This window comes from Streptomyces sp. NBC_01463, assembly GCA_036227345.1.
In the GTDB taxonomy this organism is placed as follows: domain Bacteria; phylum Actinomycetota; class Actinomycetes; order Streptomycetales; family Streptomycetaceae; genus Streptomyces.
The window spans coordinates 4,427,486-4,442,035 of the sequence record CP109468.1; the positions used below are offsets into that span (position 1 = coordinate 4,427,486).

At 73.3% G+C, this 14,550-nt stretch carries 11 protein-coding genes and 2 tRNA genes; 5 read left to right on the forward strand and 8 right to left on the reverse strand.

All coding sequences use genetic code 11. From position 1 onward, the window contains the following. Positions 1-39: 39 nt before the first annotated feature. Positions 40-984, forward strand: coding sequence for an RNA polymerase sigma-70 factor (locus tag OG521_19535; GenBank protein WUW22864.1), 945 nt, complete (start codon positions 40-42; stop codon positions 982-984). A gap of 92 nt (positions 985-1,076) precedes the next feature. Next, entirely contained in the window at positions 1,077-2,309 is a 1,233-nt protein-coding gene (locus tag OG521_19540) for an FAD-dependent oxidoreductase (GenBank protein WUW22865.1), read from the forward strand. A 24-nt stretch (positions 2,310-2,333) separates the two neighbouring features. Here the strand turns inward: OG521_19540 and OG521_19545 are convergent, their stop codons facing one another. After that, positions 2,334-2,606 carry a hypothetical protein gene (locus OG521_19545; GenBank protein WUW22866.1) on the reverse strand — a complete coding sequence of 91 codons (273 nt, stop codon included), beginning with the start codon at positions 2,604-2,606 and terminating at the stop codon, positions 2,334-2,336. 291 nt (positions 2,607-2,897) lie between these two features. Between OG521_19545 and OG521_19550 the strand changes: the two genes are divergently transcribed. Further along, positions 2,898-3,338 carry a VOC family protein gene (locus OG521_19550; GenBank protein ID WUW22867.1) on the forward strand — a complete coding sequence of 147 codons (441 nt, stop codon included), beginning with the start codon at positions 2,898-2,900 and terminating at the stop codon, positions 3,336-3,338. Between the two features lie 74 nt (positions 3,339-3,412). Here OG521_19550 and OG521_19555 read toward each other — a convergent pair. Next, positions 3,413-3,485 (reverse strand) — tRNA-Arg (locus tag OG521_19555). A 198-nt stretch (positions 3,486-3,683) separates the two neighbouring features. Beyond that, a tRNA-Ser gene (locus tag OG521_19560) sits at positions 3,684-3,774 on the reverse strand. 221 nt (positions 3,775-3,995) lie between these two features. On the opposite strand from OG521_19560, the gene OG521_19565 reads away from it, so the two are divergent. Together OG521_19565 and OG521_19570 are read left to right on the forward strand one after the other, a co-directional pair. After that, on the forward strand, positions 3,996-4,454 hold the full coding sequence (locus tag OG521_19565; protein ID WUW22868.1) for a subtilase-type protease inhibitor: 459 nt from the start codon (positions 3,996-3,998) through the stop codon (positions 4,452-4,454). A 213-nt stretch (positions 4,455-4,667) separates the two neighbouring features. Beyond that, positions 4,668-9,023, forward strand: coding sequence for a PAS domain-containing protein (locus OG521_19570; GenBank protein WUW22869.1), 4,356 nt, complete (start codon positions 4,668-4,670; stop codon positions 9,021-9,023). 91 nt (positions 9,024-9,114) lie between these two features. Here the strand turns inward: OG521_19570 and OG521_19575 are convergent, their stop codons facing one another. From OG521_19575 to OG521_19595, 5 genes are all read right to left on the reverse strand, one after another. Then, positions 9,115-10,764 (reverse strand): long-chain fatty acid--CoA ligase, encoded by a 1,650-nt coding sequence (locus OG521_19575; GenBank protein ID WUW22870.1) that lies wholly within the window; start codon positions 10,762-10,764, stop codon positions 9,115-9,117. A 182-nt stretch (positions 10,765-10,946) separates the two neighbouring features. Continuing rightward, positions 10,947-11,444 carry a SigE family RNA polymerase sigma factor gene (locus tag OG521_19580; GenBank protein WUW26732.1) on the reverse strand — a complete coding sequence of 166 codons (498 nt, stop codon included), beginning with the start codon at positions 11,442-11,444 and terminating at the stop codon, positions 10,947-10,949. A gap of 515 nt (positions 11,445-11,959) precedes the next feature. Beyond that, positions 11,960-13,126: a lipid-transfer protein gene (locus tag OG521_19585; GenBank protein WUW22871.1), complete on the reverse strand. Its 1,167-nt coding sequence runs from the start codon at positions 13,124-13,126 to the stop codon at positions 11,960-11,962. Next, positions 13,123-13,518 carry a MaoC family dehydratase gene (locus OG521_19590; protein WUW22872.1) on the reverse strand — a complete coding sequence of 132 codons (396 nt, stop codon included), beginning with the start codon at positions 13,516-13,518 and terminating at the stop codon, positions 13,123-13,125. Before OG521_19590 ends, OG521_19585 begins: the two co-directional genes overlap by 4 nt. Continuing rightward, positions 13,515-14,549, reverse strand: a complete 1,035-nt coding sequence (locus OG521_19595; protein ID WUW22873.1) for an acyl-CoA/acyl-ACP dehydrogenase — start codon at positions 14,547-14,549, stop codon at positions 13,515-13,517. Before OG521_19595 ends, OG521_19590 begins: the two co-directional genes overlap by 4 nt. Position 14,550: the final 1 nt, after the last annotated feature.

Below are 14,550 nucleotides of genomic sequence, written 5' to 3' on the forward strand. Positions count from 1 at the left end.
CCCGGGACCCGTGCGGCGGCGGGCGTTAGGATCCGGTCCATGCCCCTGAGCGTGCAGGACGTGGAGCGGTTCGAGACCTCCAGGCCCCGTCTGGAGGCGATCGCCTACCGGCTCCTCGGCTCCGCGACCGAGGCCGAGGACGCCGTGCAGGACACGTTCCTGCGCTGGCAGGCAGCCGACGTCGACCGCATCGAGGTCCTGGAGGCCTGGCTGACGAAGGTCCTCACCAACGTCTGCCTCAACCAGCTCACGTCGGCCCGCGCCCGGCGCGAGACCTATGTGGGCGAATGGCTCCCCGAGCCGCTGCTCGCCGGAGACCCGATGCTCGGGCCCGCCGACACGGCCGAGCAGCGCGACTCCGTCTCGTACGCGGTCCTCACCCTCATGGAGCGGCTCTCCCCCAACGAGCGGGCGGTGTACGTCCTGCGGGAGGCCTTCGGCTACCCGCACCGCGAGATCGCCGAGATCCTCGACCTCACCGAGGCCGCCACCCAGCAGATCTTCCACCGCGCCAAGAAGCACCTCGCGCACGGCAGGCCCCGCACCGGGATCGACGAGGCGGCCGCCCGGCGGATCGTCGAGGAGTTCCTCGCGGCCGCGACCACCGGCCGGACCGAGCCGCTCGTACGGCTCCTGACCGAGGACGCCGTCGCGATCGGCGACGGCGGCGGCAAGGTCCCGGCCCGCGCCAAGGCGTTCGAGGGCGCTGTCGCGGTCGCGACGTTCATGCGCGGTCTGTTCAAGCCCAGCAAGGCCAAGCGCGACATCGCCGGCGGCTCCCCCGAGGTCCACACCACGACCGCCAACGGCCTCCCGGCCGTCGTGGCGGTCGTGGGCGGCCGGGTCATCGGCGTGATGTGCCTGGAGATCACCGCCGAGGGCATCGCCGCGTTCCGCAACCAGGTCAACCCCGACAAGCTCGAACGCGCGACCCGGCGCTGGGCGGCCTCCGACCACGGGGACCCTCTGTTCCGAGCCTTCTAGCCCCTCGTGACGCAGGTCACACACACCCCCTGTCAGAAATCGCCGGGCCGCCCGGTTCAAGAGGCGAACCCGCGCGAGACAGGAGCAGGGAAATGCAGCAGCAGCACCGCATCATCGTCCTCGGGGCCGGATACTCGGGAGCCATCGCCGCCGGCCGCCTTGCCAAGCGGCTGCGCCGCGAGGACGTCGCCATCACCCTCGTCAACGCCGAGCCCGACTTCGTCGAGCGCGTCCGGATGCACCAGCTGGCGGTGGGCCAGGAGCTGACCCCCAGGCCCTTCGCCGAGATGTTCGCGGGCACCGGCGTCGCACTGAAGCACGCGAAGGTGACCGGCATCGACCCCGACGGCAAGCGCGTCACGGTCGTGGACGTGAACGGCGCGCAGGACGACGCGCAGGAGGTCACCGAGGACCTGCCGTACGACACCCTCGTGTACGCCCTCGGCAGCGGCTGGAACAGCCAGGGCGTCCCCGGCACCGCCGAGCACGCCCACCAGATCGCCGGCCGCCCCGGCGCACTCCGGCTCCGCGAACGCCTCGACCGTCTGGACGCCGGCGAGCAGGTCCTCGTCATCGGCGGCGGCCTCACCGGCCTGGAGGCCGCGACCGAACTCGCCGAGGCCCGGCCCGACCTCTCCGTAGCCCTCGCCACGCACGGCGGCCTCGGCGACGGGTTCTCGCCCAAGGGCGCCCGGCACCTGCGGAAGGTCTTCGCCGGCCTCGGCATCACGGTCCACGAACACACCAGGATCACCGAGGTGACGGCCGACGCCGTCACCACCGCCGACGGCATCTCCCTCCCCGCCGCCGTCGCCGTCTGGACCGCCGGCTTCGCGGTCCACCCGATCGCGGAGGCGACCACACTGGACGTCTCCGACACCGGCCGGATCACGGTCGACGCGACCATGCGCTCGCTCTCGCACCCGGACGTGTACGCCATCGGCGACGCGGCCCTCGTGGCGGGCCCCGGCGACAAGCCCCTGCGGATGTCGTGCGCCTCGGGCGTCCCCACCGCCTGGCAGGCCGCCGACGCCATCGCGGCCCGCCTGACCGGCACGAAGGTGCCGAAGACCCCGCTCCGCTACTTCAACCAGTGCATCTCGCTGGGCCGCAGGGAAGGCCTCATCCAGTACGTCACCGCGGACGACCGCGCCGTGAGCGCGGCCCTGACCGGCAGGACGGCCGCCCTCTACAAGGAACTGGTCTGCAAGGGCGCGGCCTGGGGCGTCGCCCACCCCACCCTCGGCGCCCCGACCCGACGCCGCCCGGTACTCCGCCCCGAGCCCGGGCCCCAGGTGGCCACCACCGCCAACGCCGAGGCCTGACGGACGACGGCGTTCCGGCACGGTTCACTCGCGCCAGGTGGCAACCAGGCGCGCCGCCAGAGCCGCCACCAGCGCCACCGCGAGGAGATACACACCAAGACGTTCCTCGGACACCACCGGCGACCACACCCGCCAGGAGGACGGGTGGTTGCCGTCGGTGTCCGGGGCGGACGAGGCCAGGAACAAGCTGGGTGCCGTGCCGGTCCGGCTGCGCAGCCACAGCAGGGCACCTATGGCGGCGCAGGTGGCGGCTGCGGCATACAAGGCCGTGGCGCTGCGCGGGGTCTGTCTGTTCACGGACTCGTCCTCGTCTCCGTCGTTGTGGTGTGCGGATCCTCTCGCCGCCCCACCGGGCTCATGAGGGCGGGGTATTGCCCGGCGTCGGGACGCCCACGCCCCACTCCGGCGAAAGCTCGCAGCAGCACCTCCTCCACGAGCCCGTCACACCCATCCGGACGAATCCCGCCCGGGAAACGACCCGGACTATTCGGAGTCGGGCGATCCGGGGATGTCGAGAACGTGCCACCGGCTCCGTCCCAGGAGCATCAGGGGCCGCCACCGGCCACACGGAACGAAGGAGAAGCCACCATGGCGATTCAGCGGATGGACAACGTCGGCATCGTCGTCGAGGACTTGGACGCGGCCATCGCGTTCTTCGTGGAGCTCGGTCTGGAGCTGGAGGGCAGGGGGACGGTCGAGGGCCTCTTCGCCGACCAGTGCACCGGACTCGACGGTGTCCGCTGCGACATCGCGATGATCCGGACCCCGGACGGTCACAGCCGGCTCGAACTGGCGAGGTACCGGAGCCCCGAGGCGACCAGCGACGAACCGCGCAACCGGCCGCACAACATCCTGGGCACGCACCGCGTCATGTTCGCCGTCGACGACATCGAGGACACCGTCGCCCGCCTGCGCCCGCACGGCGCGGAACTCGTCGGCGAGATCGCCCGGTTCGAGGACAGCTACCTGCTCTGCTACCTCCGCGGGCCGGAGGGCATCATCGTCGGCCTGGCCGAGCAGCTGGGCTGAGAAGGCGTACTTCGCTGCTGTACGGGCAACGCGAGAGGCCCCCAGGATTTCTCCTGGGGGCCTCTGGCCTGCTGTGCACTCGGCAGGATTCGAACCTGCAACCTTCTGATCCGTAGTCAGATGCTCTATCCGTTAAGCTACGAGTGCTTGTGCGTTCCGGGCTTTTCTCTGCCCCGTCGGCGTTGCGAGAACAACATTACATGACCTGCGCCGTGACGCGAAATCCATTAGCCGCACCCCTGCTGAGCTGCGAGATCACCGGTTCGAGACCCTCCCGGTGGATGCCGCTCGGACCCGGGAACGACCGAAGCCCCGGGCCGTTGGCCCGGGGCTTCGGTGATCAAGCGGAGGCGGAGGGATTTGAACCCTCGATGGGCTTTAAGACCCAAACCGCATTAGCAGTGCGGCGCCATAGACCGGACTAGGCGACGCCTCCAGCACACCCGCGCATGCGCGGTGGTGCGTGCAGATGATGACACAGCTGAGCGTTGCGTCACCAATCGATGCCTACGGTACTAGGCAGTCGGCCGCGAGAGCAAAGCGCCTGCGGTTGCGCAACGCCGTGGCGTGCGGAGCGTTAGTCGGGGTGGGGCGTCCGCCCTTCGTTACCCGCGCCGCCGGCCCGGTCCGGCGGCACGTACGACCACAGGAGCCCGCATGATGCGTCGTCTCGCCCTCACCGCCCTCGTGTCGCTGGCCGCACTGTCCGCCGCCGCGCCCGCGGCGACGGCCGTGGCCGGTCCCCTTCCGCTGCCGGTGCCGCTGCCCGTGCTGCAGAGCGACGACGAGGGCACCCACCTCACCGTCGTCGTCTCCGGCTCGGGGGACCCGGCGGCCGACGGCACGTACGAGCTGGACTGTGAGCCGGCCGGCGGCAGCCACCCGGTGGCGCAGCAGGCCTGCGACCGGCTGGCGCAGCTGCCGGGCGAGAGCGCGGACCCGTTCGCACCGGTGTCCCGGGCCGCGATGTGCACGCAGCAGTTCGGCGGACCGGCCACCGCCCGGATCACCGGAACGTGGCAGGGGCGAAGCATCGACTCCGCGTTCGACCGGACCAACGGGTGCGAGATCGGGCGCTGGAACAGCCTGCGGCCGGTGCTCCCGAACGTGCGGTGAGCTGCGGCTGCACGGCATTCGGGGCGGGTAGCGGGGCACGTAATGGGCCAGAGTCGTACACCGTATGCACAGAACCTTGGTGAGAGCTCCCCCTCATCCGCCGCCCCTTGCCCCTCCCCTGCCTTTAGACTCCTCCAGTGACAGCCTGAGGCCCGAGGGGCAAGATGGGGCCCGCTGTCGGCAAGGTGCAGTAATCAGGGAGGAAGCGTCGTCGTGAGCAGCAGGCCATCCCGAGGCGCTGCTCGCCTCGCAGCCATACTCGACGCCCTTCCGGACGGGCTCCTGCTCGTCAACTGCAACGGTACGGTCGTCAACGCCAACACCATCGCCCTCGAAATGTTCGAGACTCCGGGCACCGCGCTCGTGGGTCGCGGACTGCTCGATCTGCTGCCGGAGTTCGACTCCAAGCTGATCCCGGGGTCGATGCGGAGGCCGGAGGCTGCGGACGAGCGGGGCCGGACCAAGCCCACGCGGATGATCGCGCGGCGGACCGACGGCAACGAGTACCCCGTCGAGGTGACGAGCGCCAGCCTGGAGGACGGGCAGGCGGCGTACAACGACGTCCAGAGCTCGTACAGCGGCAGCTACACGGGTGACGAGCTGCTCATGCTGGTCGTGCGCGATCTGTCGGGCACCGTCGACACCGAGGCCGAGCTGGCCCGGTCGCAGCGCCAGACCGAGATGATCCTGCGGGCCGCCTCCGAGGGCGTCGTCGGCACGGACACCGACGGCCGGGTCGTCCTCGTGAACCCGGCCGCCGCGCAGATCCTGGGCTTCCGCGCCAGCGACCTGGGCGGCCAGGAGCTCCATCCGCTGATCCTGCACTCACGTGCCGAGGGCGAGCCGTTCCCGTACGAGGAGTCGCCGCTGGCCGACACCCTCAAGTCGGGGCGCAAGCACCGGGTGCGCGGGCAGGTCCTGTGGTCCAAGAGCGGTGCGCAGGTGCCCGTCGACCTGACCACGGCCCCCGTGCGCGACGGCGACCAGTTGGTCGGCGCGGTCATGACGTTCACCGACCGCAGGCCGTACGAGGAGCTCGACGAGCAGCGCAGGACCGAGGTCACCGAGCTGACCGACCGCCACACCGCGGAGGTCACGGAACTGACCGAACGGCACACCGCCGAGGTCACCGGGCTGACGGAACAGCACGCCGCCGAGCTGGCCGACCGCACCGAGCGGTACGCCTCCGAGCTGGAGGAGCAGGCCGAGCGGCTCGCGGACCTGTCCGCCCGGCACTCCCAGCTGACCGCCGTGCTCGGCGAGTCGCTGCGCGGACCGCTCCAGGAGCTGCGCGGCGAGCTGTCCACACTGGCCGCCGACCCGGCCGGGCAGCTGTGGCCCGAGGCCAACCAGATCCTGCACCACCTGGCGGCGGGCTACGCGCGGATGACGACGCTCGTCGACAACGTGCTGAGCTACCAGCGGCTGGACGGCGGCTCCGAGGCGCTCGTCAAGACGAACGTGCTGCTCGACGGCGTGGTGACCGCCGGCATCGACGCGGCGGTCGAACTGATCGGCCCCGGCCGTGCCCAGTTCGCCGTGCATGCCCCGCCGATCGAGGCCGAGGTCGACGCGGGACGGCTGGTGACCGCGCTCGCGCACCTGGTCGCGGACGTCGCCGGAGTCGACTCGACCGGCAAGGCCCGGCTGGTGCCGGGCGGCGGCTACGTCGACTCGACCGTCGTCGTCGCGGCGGCCCAGCGCGGTGATGTGGTCCGCATCGAGGTGCGCGGGCCTTTCGCCGGGGGAGACCCGGTGCACGTGCCGATCGTGCGCGGGATCGTGCGGGCGCACGGCGGTGTGCTCCAGACGCACGAGATGGCCGGGATGAGCGGCAGCGCGTACGTCCTCGAGGTCCCGCTCGGCGCGGGCGCGGGGACCGTCATGCCGCCGATGGCTCCCGAGCAGCAGGCCCTGGGGCCTGTGCCCCCTGAGGTCCACGGCGATCCCGGCGTGCCCGGGGCCACGGTGCCCGGGGCCGGGGTGTCCGGGCCGGGGGCGTTCGATACCGGGGTGTCCGATTCCGGGGCGTCCGGTGAGGTCGCGCTTCCCGAGGGCGGCCGGGGGCGGCGCCGGGCGCGCAGGGCCTCCACGGATGCCTTCCTGGACAGCCCGGTGGACGGTTCCGACGGCGTCGGCGAACCCGGTGCCGCCGGTCCCGGAACCGAGCCGGCCGAGCCGACCGGGCGACGGCGTGCGCGCCGGGAGGCCGGGAGCGGGCCCGGCCACGGGGCTGTTCCGGAGGCCGGGGCCCTTCCGGGCTCCGCCGATGCCGCAGCGCCCGGGGCCGGACATCCGCACGCGCTCGTGCCGGCCCGGCCCAGCGAGGGTTCCGGGCGCAGGCGCGGGCGGCCCAGTCCCGCGGAGAGCGGTGACCGGGACGGTGCCGGGCAGCAGGGGCCGGGCCAGGCCCTCGCGCTGCCCGCCTCCCCGGGGCCCTCTCCTTCGGAGGGGTCCGTCGTGACGGCCGCCGAGGGTGCTCAGGGTGCCGGGGGCCGGCCGCAGCGCGGGCAGACCGTGCCGCCGCAGGGCGTTCCGGCCGAGGCCCAGCGGCCGGTGCCCGCCGGCGGGCACCGGGCGCACCGGGGCGGCGAGAGCCAACTGGCTCTTCCCGCCGCCGTGAACGCCGTGCAGTCCACGGCCCCCGCGGCCTACACCGACCTCCACGACGCCCCCCGGCCCCATGGAACGTCACCGGCCGACGCGGGAGCGCCCCAGGCGCCCGCTCCGGCGCAGCAGCCGACCGGGCGGCGGGCGCGCCGCGCCCTGTCGGCCGCCCAGGACCGCGCCGCCCAGGCCGAGGCGGGCCCGCGCGTCCCCTTCGCGCTCCCGCCCGCCGACGCCGACCGGGTGCCGCCCACCGCCGGTGAGGCGGACGCCTCGCTGCCCGGGCGCCACGACGCGGTGTCCGGTGCGCCGGGCGACGACCACACCCCGCCGCAGGCGCACCCCGTCCCGACCGGACGGCGCCGTGCGCGGCACGCCGACGCGCCCCAGCAGGACGGGCCGGGCGCGCCGTTCGGATCACCGGGGCAGCCCGGTCCGTACGACCCGAGGGACCCGAACGGCCCCGGCAGCCCGTCCGACCTTCCGTCCCCGCCCGCGCAGCCCGGTGGCTGGAGCACGGACGACGCGTCGGGCCAGGGCCCTGCCGCCGCACCGGGCACGCCCGACGGACCCGGCGGCGATCCGGAGCTGCCCGGGTCCGGCCGGACCACGCACACGACCGGGACGACCCCGGCCGGCAACGCCCGTGGCGCCGATTCCGAAGGCCCGGAGGGTCCCGCGGTTCCCGCCGGCCCGGACGCCCATGACGGGACCCGTCCGCGGACGCTCTCGCCCGGCCCGGACGCGCGGCGGCAGCCGCTGCCCGCCGAGGCGCCCATGCCCGGCGGCTCGTCCGACTCGACGCAGGGGCGCGCGTTCAGCGTGCGGACGCTGGGGCAGGGCGTGCCGTTCTCCCAGCACATCGCCCATCAGCAGAACCAGACGCTCGGCGGCGGTGGCGCCGGCCGGCGCCGCAAGCTCGCCGCCCCGCCCGAGGGCGACCGCAACGAGCGCGCCGCCCTGCCGCCGGCGGGGCCCGCGGCACCCACCGCCACACCGTCGCAGCCGCCCGCCGCGCAGAGCGGCCCCGGCGGCACAGGAGGCATGGGCGGTGCGGGCGGCACCGTGCAGGGCCAGGGTTCCGGGCAACTGCTCGCCGCTCCGGCCGCCGAAGGACGCGCGTACGCGATAGGGGCGCCCGACGAGGGAGCCGCCGAGGGGCCTGAGCCGCTGGACGGGCCCGGCGGCGCGGTCGAGGTCGCCAACCGGCCCTCCCCGCAGCCCGTCGACGACGAACTGCCCCCGGAGCCGCTGGACAACCCGCGCCGGCTCCTGGTCTGGCCGGCGCCCGACGTCTCCACCCAGCAGGCACTGAGCGACCGCGGCTACCGGCCGGTGATCGTGCACTCGCGCGAGGAGGTCGACGCGCAGATCGCGGCGTTCCCCGCCGCGCTGTTCGTGGACCCGCTGACCGGTCCCATCACCCGCAAGGCGCTCCAGTCGCTGCGCCAGGCGGCGGTGGCGGCCGAGGTGCCGGTGCTGGTGACGGCCGGTCTGGGGCAGGCCTCGCGAGAGGCGGCGTACGGCGCCGACCCGGCCGTACTCCTGAAGGCGCTCGCCCCGCGCGACAGCGAACAGCATCCGCCCCGCGTCCTGCTCATCGAGGAGAACGGCGACATCGCGCTCGCGCTGACGCAGACGCTGGAGCGCCGCGGCATGCAGGTCGCCTGCGCCGCGACGGACAGCGAGGCCGTCTCGCTCGCGACCCGGATGCGGCCGAACCTGGTGGTGATGGACCTGATGCAGGTACGCCGCCGCCGGGCCGGGATCGTGGACTGGCTGCGCGCCAACGGCCAGCTGAACCGCACCCCCCTGGTCGTCTACACCTCGGCCGAGATGAACCCCTCCGAGCTGCCGAAGCTGAGCTCGGGCGAGACCGTGCTCTTCCTGGCGGAGCGCTCGACCAGCGACGAGGTGCAGTCCCGCATCGTCGACCTGCTCGCGAAGATCGGCACGAACTGACCGCCGGAGGCGCTGCTTCCGCACACGGCGAGGGCGGTACGGGAACCTCCCGTACCGCCCTCGTCGTGTCAGCGGCCCCGGCTCGGACGGCTCAGAGCCGGGTGATGTCCAGCTCGCCCGCCGCGTACTGCTTGCGGATGACCTTCTTGTCGAACTTGCCGACGCTCGTCTTCGGCACGGACGCGATGACCGACCAGCGCTCCGGCAGCTGCCACTTGGCGATGCCCGCGTCGGCGAGGAACGTCTGCAGCGCCTCGTAGTCGGCGGTGGCGCCCTCCTTCAGGACGACGGTCGCGAGCGGGCGCTCGCCCCACTTGTCGTCCGGGACGGCCACGACGGCGGCCTCGGCGACATCGGGGTGCGCCATCAGGGCGTTCTCCAGCTCGACGCTGGAGATCCACTCGCCACCGGACTTGATGACGTCCTTGGCCCGGTCGGTGAGGGTGAGGAAGCCCTCGCCGCTGATCACGCCGACGTCGCCGGTCTTCAGCCAGCCGTCCTCGCTGAACTTGTCCTCGGGACGCAGCGCCTCGCCGTCCGCGCCGCCGTAGTACGAACCGGCGATCCAGGCGCCGCGCACCTCCAGCTCACCGGCGGACTCGCCGTCCCACGGGAGGTGTTCGCCGCCGGGGCCGACCAGGCGCGCCTCGACGCCGGCCGGGAAGCGGCCCTGGGTGATGCGGTAGGGCCACTCCTGCTCCTCGGTCAGCCCGGCGGGCGGGTTGGCCATCGTGCCGAGCGGCGAGGTCTCCGTCATGCCCCAGGCGTGACAGAGGCGGACACCGAGCCTGTCGTACGCCTCCATGAGGGAGGGCGGACAGGCGGCGCCGCCGATGGTGACGTTGGCCATCGAGGTGAGGTCGCGCGGGTTGGCGGTGACCTCGGCCAGCAGTCCCTGCCAGATGGTGGGGACGGCGGCGGCGTGGGTCGGCCGCTCGCGTTCGATCATGTCGGCGAGCGGGGCGGGCTGCAGGAAGCGGTCCGGCATCAGCATGTTGACGCCGGACATGAACGTCGCGTGCGGCAGCCCCCAGGCGTTGACGTGGAACTGGGGGACGACCACCAGGGTGGTGTCCTTGTCGGTGAGGCCCATCGACTCGGACATGTTGACCTGCATGGAGTGCAGGTAGATCGAGCGGTGGGAGTAGACGACGCCCTTCGGGTCCCCGGTGGTGCCGGAGGTGTAGCACATGGCGGCGGCCTGGCGTTCGTCCAGCTCGGGCCAGTCGTAGCTGGTGGGCCGGCCGGCGATCAGCTCCTCGTAGTCGTGCACCCGCACCGGGGCGCCGTCCAGGACGGAACGGTCACCGGGGCCCGCCACGACGACGTGTTCGAGCGACGTCAGCCGGGGGAGCAGCGGGGCGAGGAGCGGCAGCAGGGAGCCGTTGACGATGACGGCCTTGTCGTCCGCGTGCCCGACGATCCAGACCAGCTGCTCGGCGGGGAGCCGGAGGTTGAGGGTGTGGAGGACGGCGCCCATCGACGGGATGGCGAGGTACGCCTCCACGTGTTCCGAGTTGTTCCACATGAGGGTCGCGACCCTCTGGTCCCCGTCGATGCCGAGCTCGTCGTGCAGGGCGTGGGCGAGCTGGGTGGCCCGCCGGCCGATCTCGGCGAAGCTGCGCCGGTGCGGCTCGGGCTCTCCGGTCCAGGTCGTGACCTGCGACTTCCCGTGGATCGTCATCCCATGGGTCAGGATGCGGGTGACAGTCAGCGGTACGTCCTGCATGGTGCTGAGCACGGCGTCCTCCCGGTGGGCGCTACGCGGCAGTAAGGTTCCGCTGATTCTGCGCACATACCGAGCGGTATGTCACTACTTCCGGGCGTACGAATCGGTGTCGTCCGGAACATCCGTCCCGGCCGGGGCGTCGCGGGACAGCCCGGACACCTCGCCGGACGGCAGGCCGAAGCGGCCCGGGCAGGTCACCGGACGGGTGACAGCTCCGGGTCCTGCCGCAGCTTGCCGAGCGCCCGGGACACCGCGCTCTTGACCGTGCCGATGGACACCCCGAGCACCTCGGCGGTCTGCGCCTCGCTGAGGTCCTCGTAGTAGCGCAGGACGACCATGGCCCGCTGGCGGTCCGGAAGCTTCAGCACGGCGCGCCACATCGCGTCGTGCAGCGACTGCTGCTCGGCCGGGTCGGGGCCGGGCACCGCCTCCTGCTCGGGCAGTTCGTCGCAGGCGAACTCGTCGACCTTGCGCTTGCGCCACTGCGAGGTCCGGGTGTTCAGCAGGGCCCGGCGGACATAGCCGTCGAGCGCCCGGTGGTCCTCGATCCGCTCCCAGGCGACATACGTCTTGGTCAGCGCCGTCTGCAGCAGGTCCTCGGCATCGCTCGGGTTCGCGGTGAGCGAGCGGGCGGCCCGCAGCAGCACCGGACCGCGGGCCTTCACGAACGACGTGAACGACGGGTACGGCACGTAGGGCGCCCGCGCGCCGTACGGCGTTCTCGCGGTGGCCGGGGTGCGCGGGAGGGCCGGGGCGCGGGGCACGGCGTAGGGAGCGAGCGACGCGTGGGGCGGATGCGCGGCGGGCGATGCGTGCGGGGCGCGCGGCGGGTGGCCGGTGTGCGGCGCGCGCGGGCTGCGCTGTGCGTCCCCGGTGGTGGCAGCGGCTCCCCTGGAGGCGCCCGTGCAGACTGGCGTGGTCATATCTCCACGCTAGGAGCGGGCGCCGCCGAGGGGATCGCCCCCAGGTCCCGAAACGGGGTCCGCCTCAGGGAGTAGGGCCGGCGCCGCGTCCACCTCCTGTAGGTGGAGGGGCCGTCCTCCCGTACTCAGGGTCGTCCCCGAGACCGCCGGCCGGCTCACGGAAGCGGCGCGGACCCATCCGGTACGGGACTGGCCGACGCCCTCGCCGCGGGACGGCCGGACTCTCCACCGCGGGACGGCCCGGCACCACGCCCCGGCCACTTCGCCGTGCCATGACCGGACCGCTACTGGGCCCGGCCCAGCAGGAGTCCCGAGGTCGGCACCCCCGTACCGGCCGTGACCAGGGAGGTGGCGGCTCCCGGCACCTGGTTGACCGAGGTCCCCCGGATCTGCCGGACCGCCTCGGCTATGCCGTTCATCCCGTGCAGATACGCCTCCCCGAGCTGCCCCCCGTGCGTGTTCAGGGGCAGCGCGTCGGCGGCCACGAGATCCGCGGCCTCCCCCGGTCCGCAGAAGCCGAACTCCTCCAGCTGCATCAGTACGAACGGGGTGAAGTGGTCGTACAGGATCGCCACGTCGATGTCGGCGGGACCGAGCCCCGCGTTGCGCCACAGCTGGCGGGCGACGACGCCCATCTCCGGCAGCCCGGTCAGCCCGTCGCGGTAGAAGCTCGTCATCTGCTCCTGCGCCCGCCCGGCGCCCTGCGCCGCCCCGACGATCACCGCGGGCGGCTGCCGCAGGTCCCTGGCCCGTTCCGCGCTGGTGACGACGATCGCCTGCCCGCCGTCGGTCTCCTGGCAGCAGTCGAGCAGCCGCAGCGGTTCGACGATCCACCGCGAGGCGGCATGGTCGGCCAGGGTGATCGGCTTCCCGTAGAAGTACGCCGCCGGGTTGCGCGCGGCATGGCGGCGGTCCGTCACCGCGACGTGGCCGAAGGCCTCCGGCGTCAGCCCGTACGCGTGCAGATACCGCTGGGCCGCCATCGCCACCCAGGAGGCGGGGGTGAGCAGCCCGAACGGCAGGTTCCAGCCGAGCGCGGCCCCTTCGGCCGTGGGTTCCCGCTGCTGCACCCCGGAGCCGAAGCGGCGGCCCGAGCGCTCGTTGAACGCGCGATAGCAGACGACCACGTCGGCCACGCCGCAGGCGACGGCGAGCGCTGCCTGTTGCACCGTGGCGCAGGCCGCGCCGCCGCCGTAGTGGATGCGGGAGAAGAACGACAGCTCGCCGATGCCGGCCGCCTGGGCGACGGTGATCTCGGGGCTGGTGTCCATCGTGAAGGTGACCAGTCCGTCCACGTCGGCGGGGACGAGCCCCGCGTCGTCGAGCGCCGCGTGCACCGCCTCGACGGCCAGTTTGAGTTCGCTGCGCCCGGACTCCTTGGAGAACTCGGTGGCCCCGATCCCGGCCACCGCCGCCTTCCCGCCGAGCGAATCGGCCCTGCGCACGCTCATGCGGATCCCTCCGGAACGCTGATGGTCACCGTGCCCGTGACATGCCGTCCGATCCCGTTGTCGCCGACGACCGCCACCTCGGCCGTCCCGTCGTCGTCCACCGAGACGACCGTGCCGCTCAACACCATCGTGTCGCCCGGATAGTTGGGCGCCCCGAGCCGGATGGCGACGCGTCTGAGCACCGCGGCGGGCCCGAAGTGATCGGTGACGTACCGCCCGACCAGGCCGTTGGTCGTCAGGATGTTCATGAAGATGTCCGGGGACCCCTTCTCCCGCGCCAGTTCCGCGTCATGGTGCACGTCCTGGTAGTCGCGGGAGGCGACGGCTCCGGCCACGATCAGCGTGCGGGTCACCGCGATCTCCAGCGGTGCCAGTTCCTCACCGGCCTTCACTCCGGTCCCTCCTTCACGAGCAGTCCGCCCAGTTCCTGGAGCACTTCGCCGCCGCTGCCGAGATGGGCGTCGAGCTGGCGCCCCCACAGGAAGTGGCGGTGCACGGGGTGGTCCAGGTCGGCACCCGTGCCGCCGTGCAGATGCTGTCCCGCGTGGACGACCCGTCTGCCGGCCTCGGACGCCCACCACGCGGCGGTCAGTGCCTGCGCCCCGTACGGCAGCCCCTCGTCGTGCCGCCATGCCGCCTCGTACGCCGTGACCCGTATCGCCTCGGTGTCCATGTACGCGTCGGCGGCCCGCAGCAGGACCGCCTGGTTGGTCGAGAGGGGGCGCCCGAACTGCTCTCGTGTGCCGGTGTGTTCGACCGCGCGGGCCAGCGAGCCCGCGCACACGCCCGCCTGCACTCCGGCGAACGCCGTCCGGGCGGTGGCGAGCATCTCCTCGTACGCCCCCGGCCCCCCGAGCCGCTCCGCGGGAGCGCCGTCCAGCACGAGCCGGCCGGCCGACCACGGGGCCGTGGTCTCGACGGGCTCGGTCAGCACACCGGGATCCGCGGTCCGTACGATCCACAGCGTCCGGTCCGCGGCCGCGACCAGGACGTGGGTGGCGTCCCGCAGCCACGGCACCACCGGCACGCTGCCGCTCAGCCGCCCGCCCGGCTCCGCGCGCACGGAGCCGCGGTCCGGGAACGCCCCCGCCGCCACCGCCGTACCGTCCCGCAGCGGCGGCAGCAGCCGGCCGCGCTGCTCGTCCGTCCCGTGCCCTGCGACGGCGAGGAGGCCGTACACACAGCTCGCCGCGAACGGCACCTGCGCGGTCGTCCGGCCCTGCTCCTCCAGCAGGAGCACCAGTCCGAGGAGTCCGATCTCCTCGACGGCGCCGGGCAGTCCGGCCTCGCAGAGCTCCTTCCAGAGTGCGGCGTCCGTGCCGCTGCCTGCCGCGACGAGACGGTCGTGCGTCGACAGGTCCCCGAAGATCCGGGCGGCGAGCCCGCGTGCCTCGGCCTGTTCCTCACTCGGTGTGAAATCCATG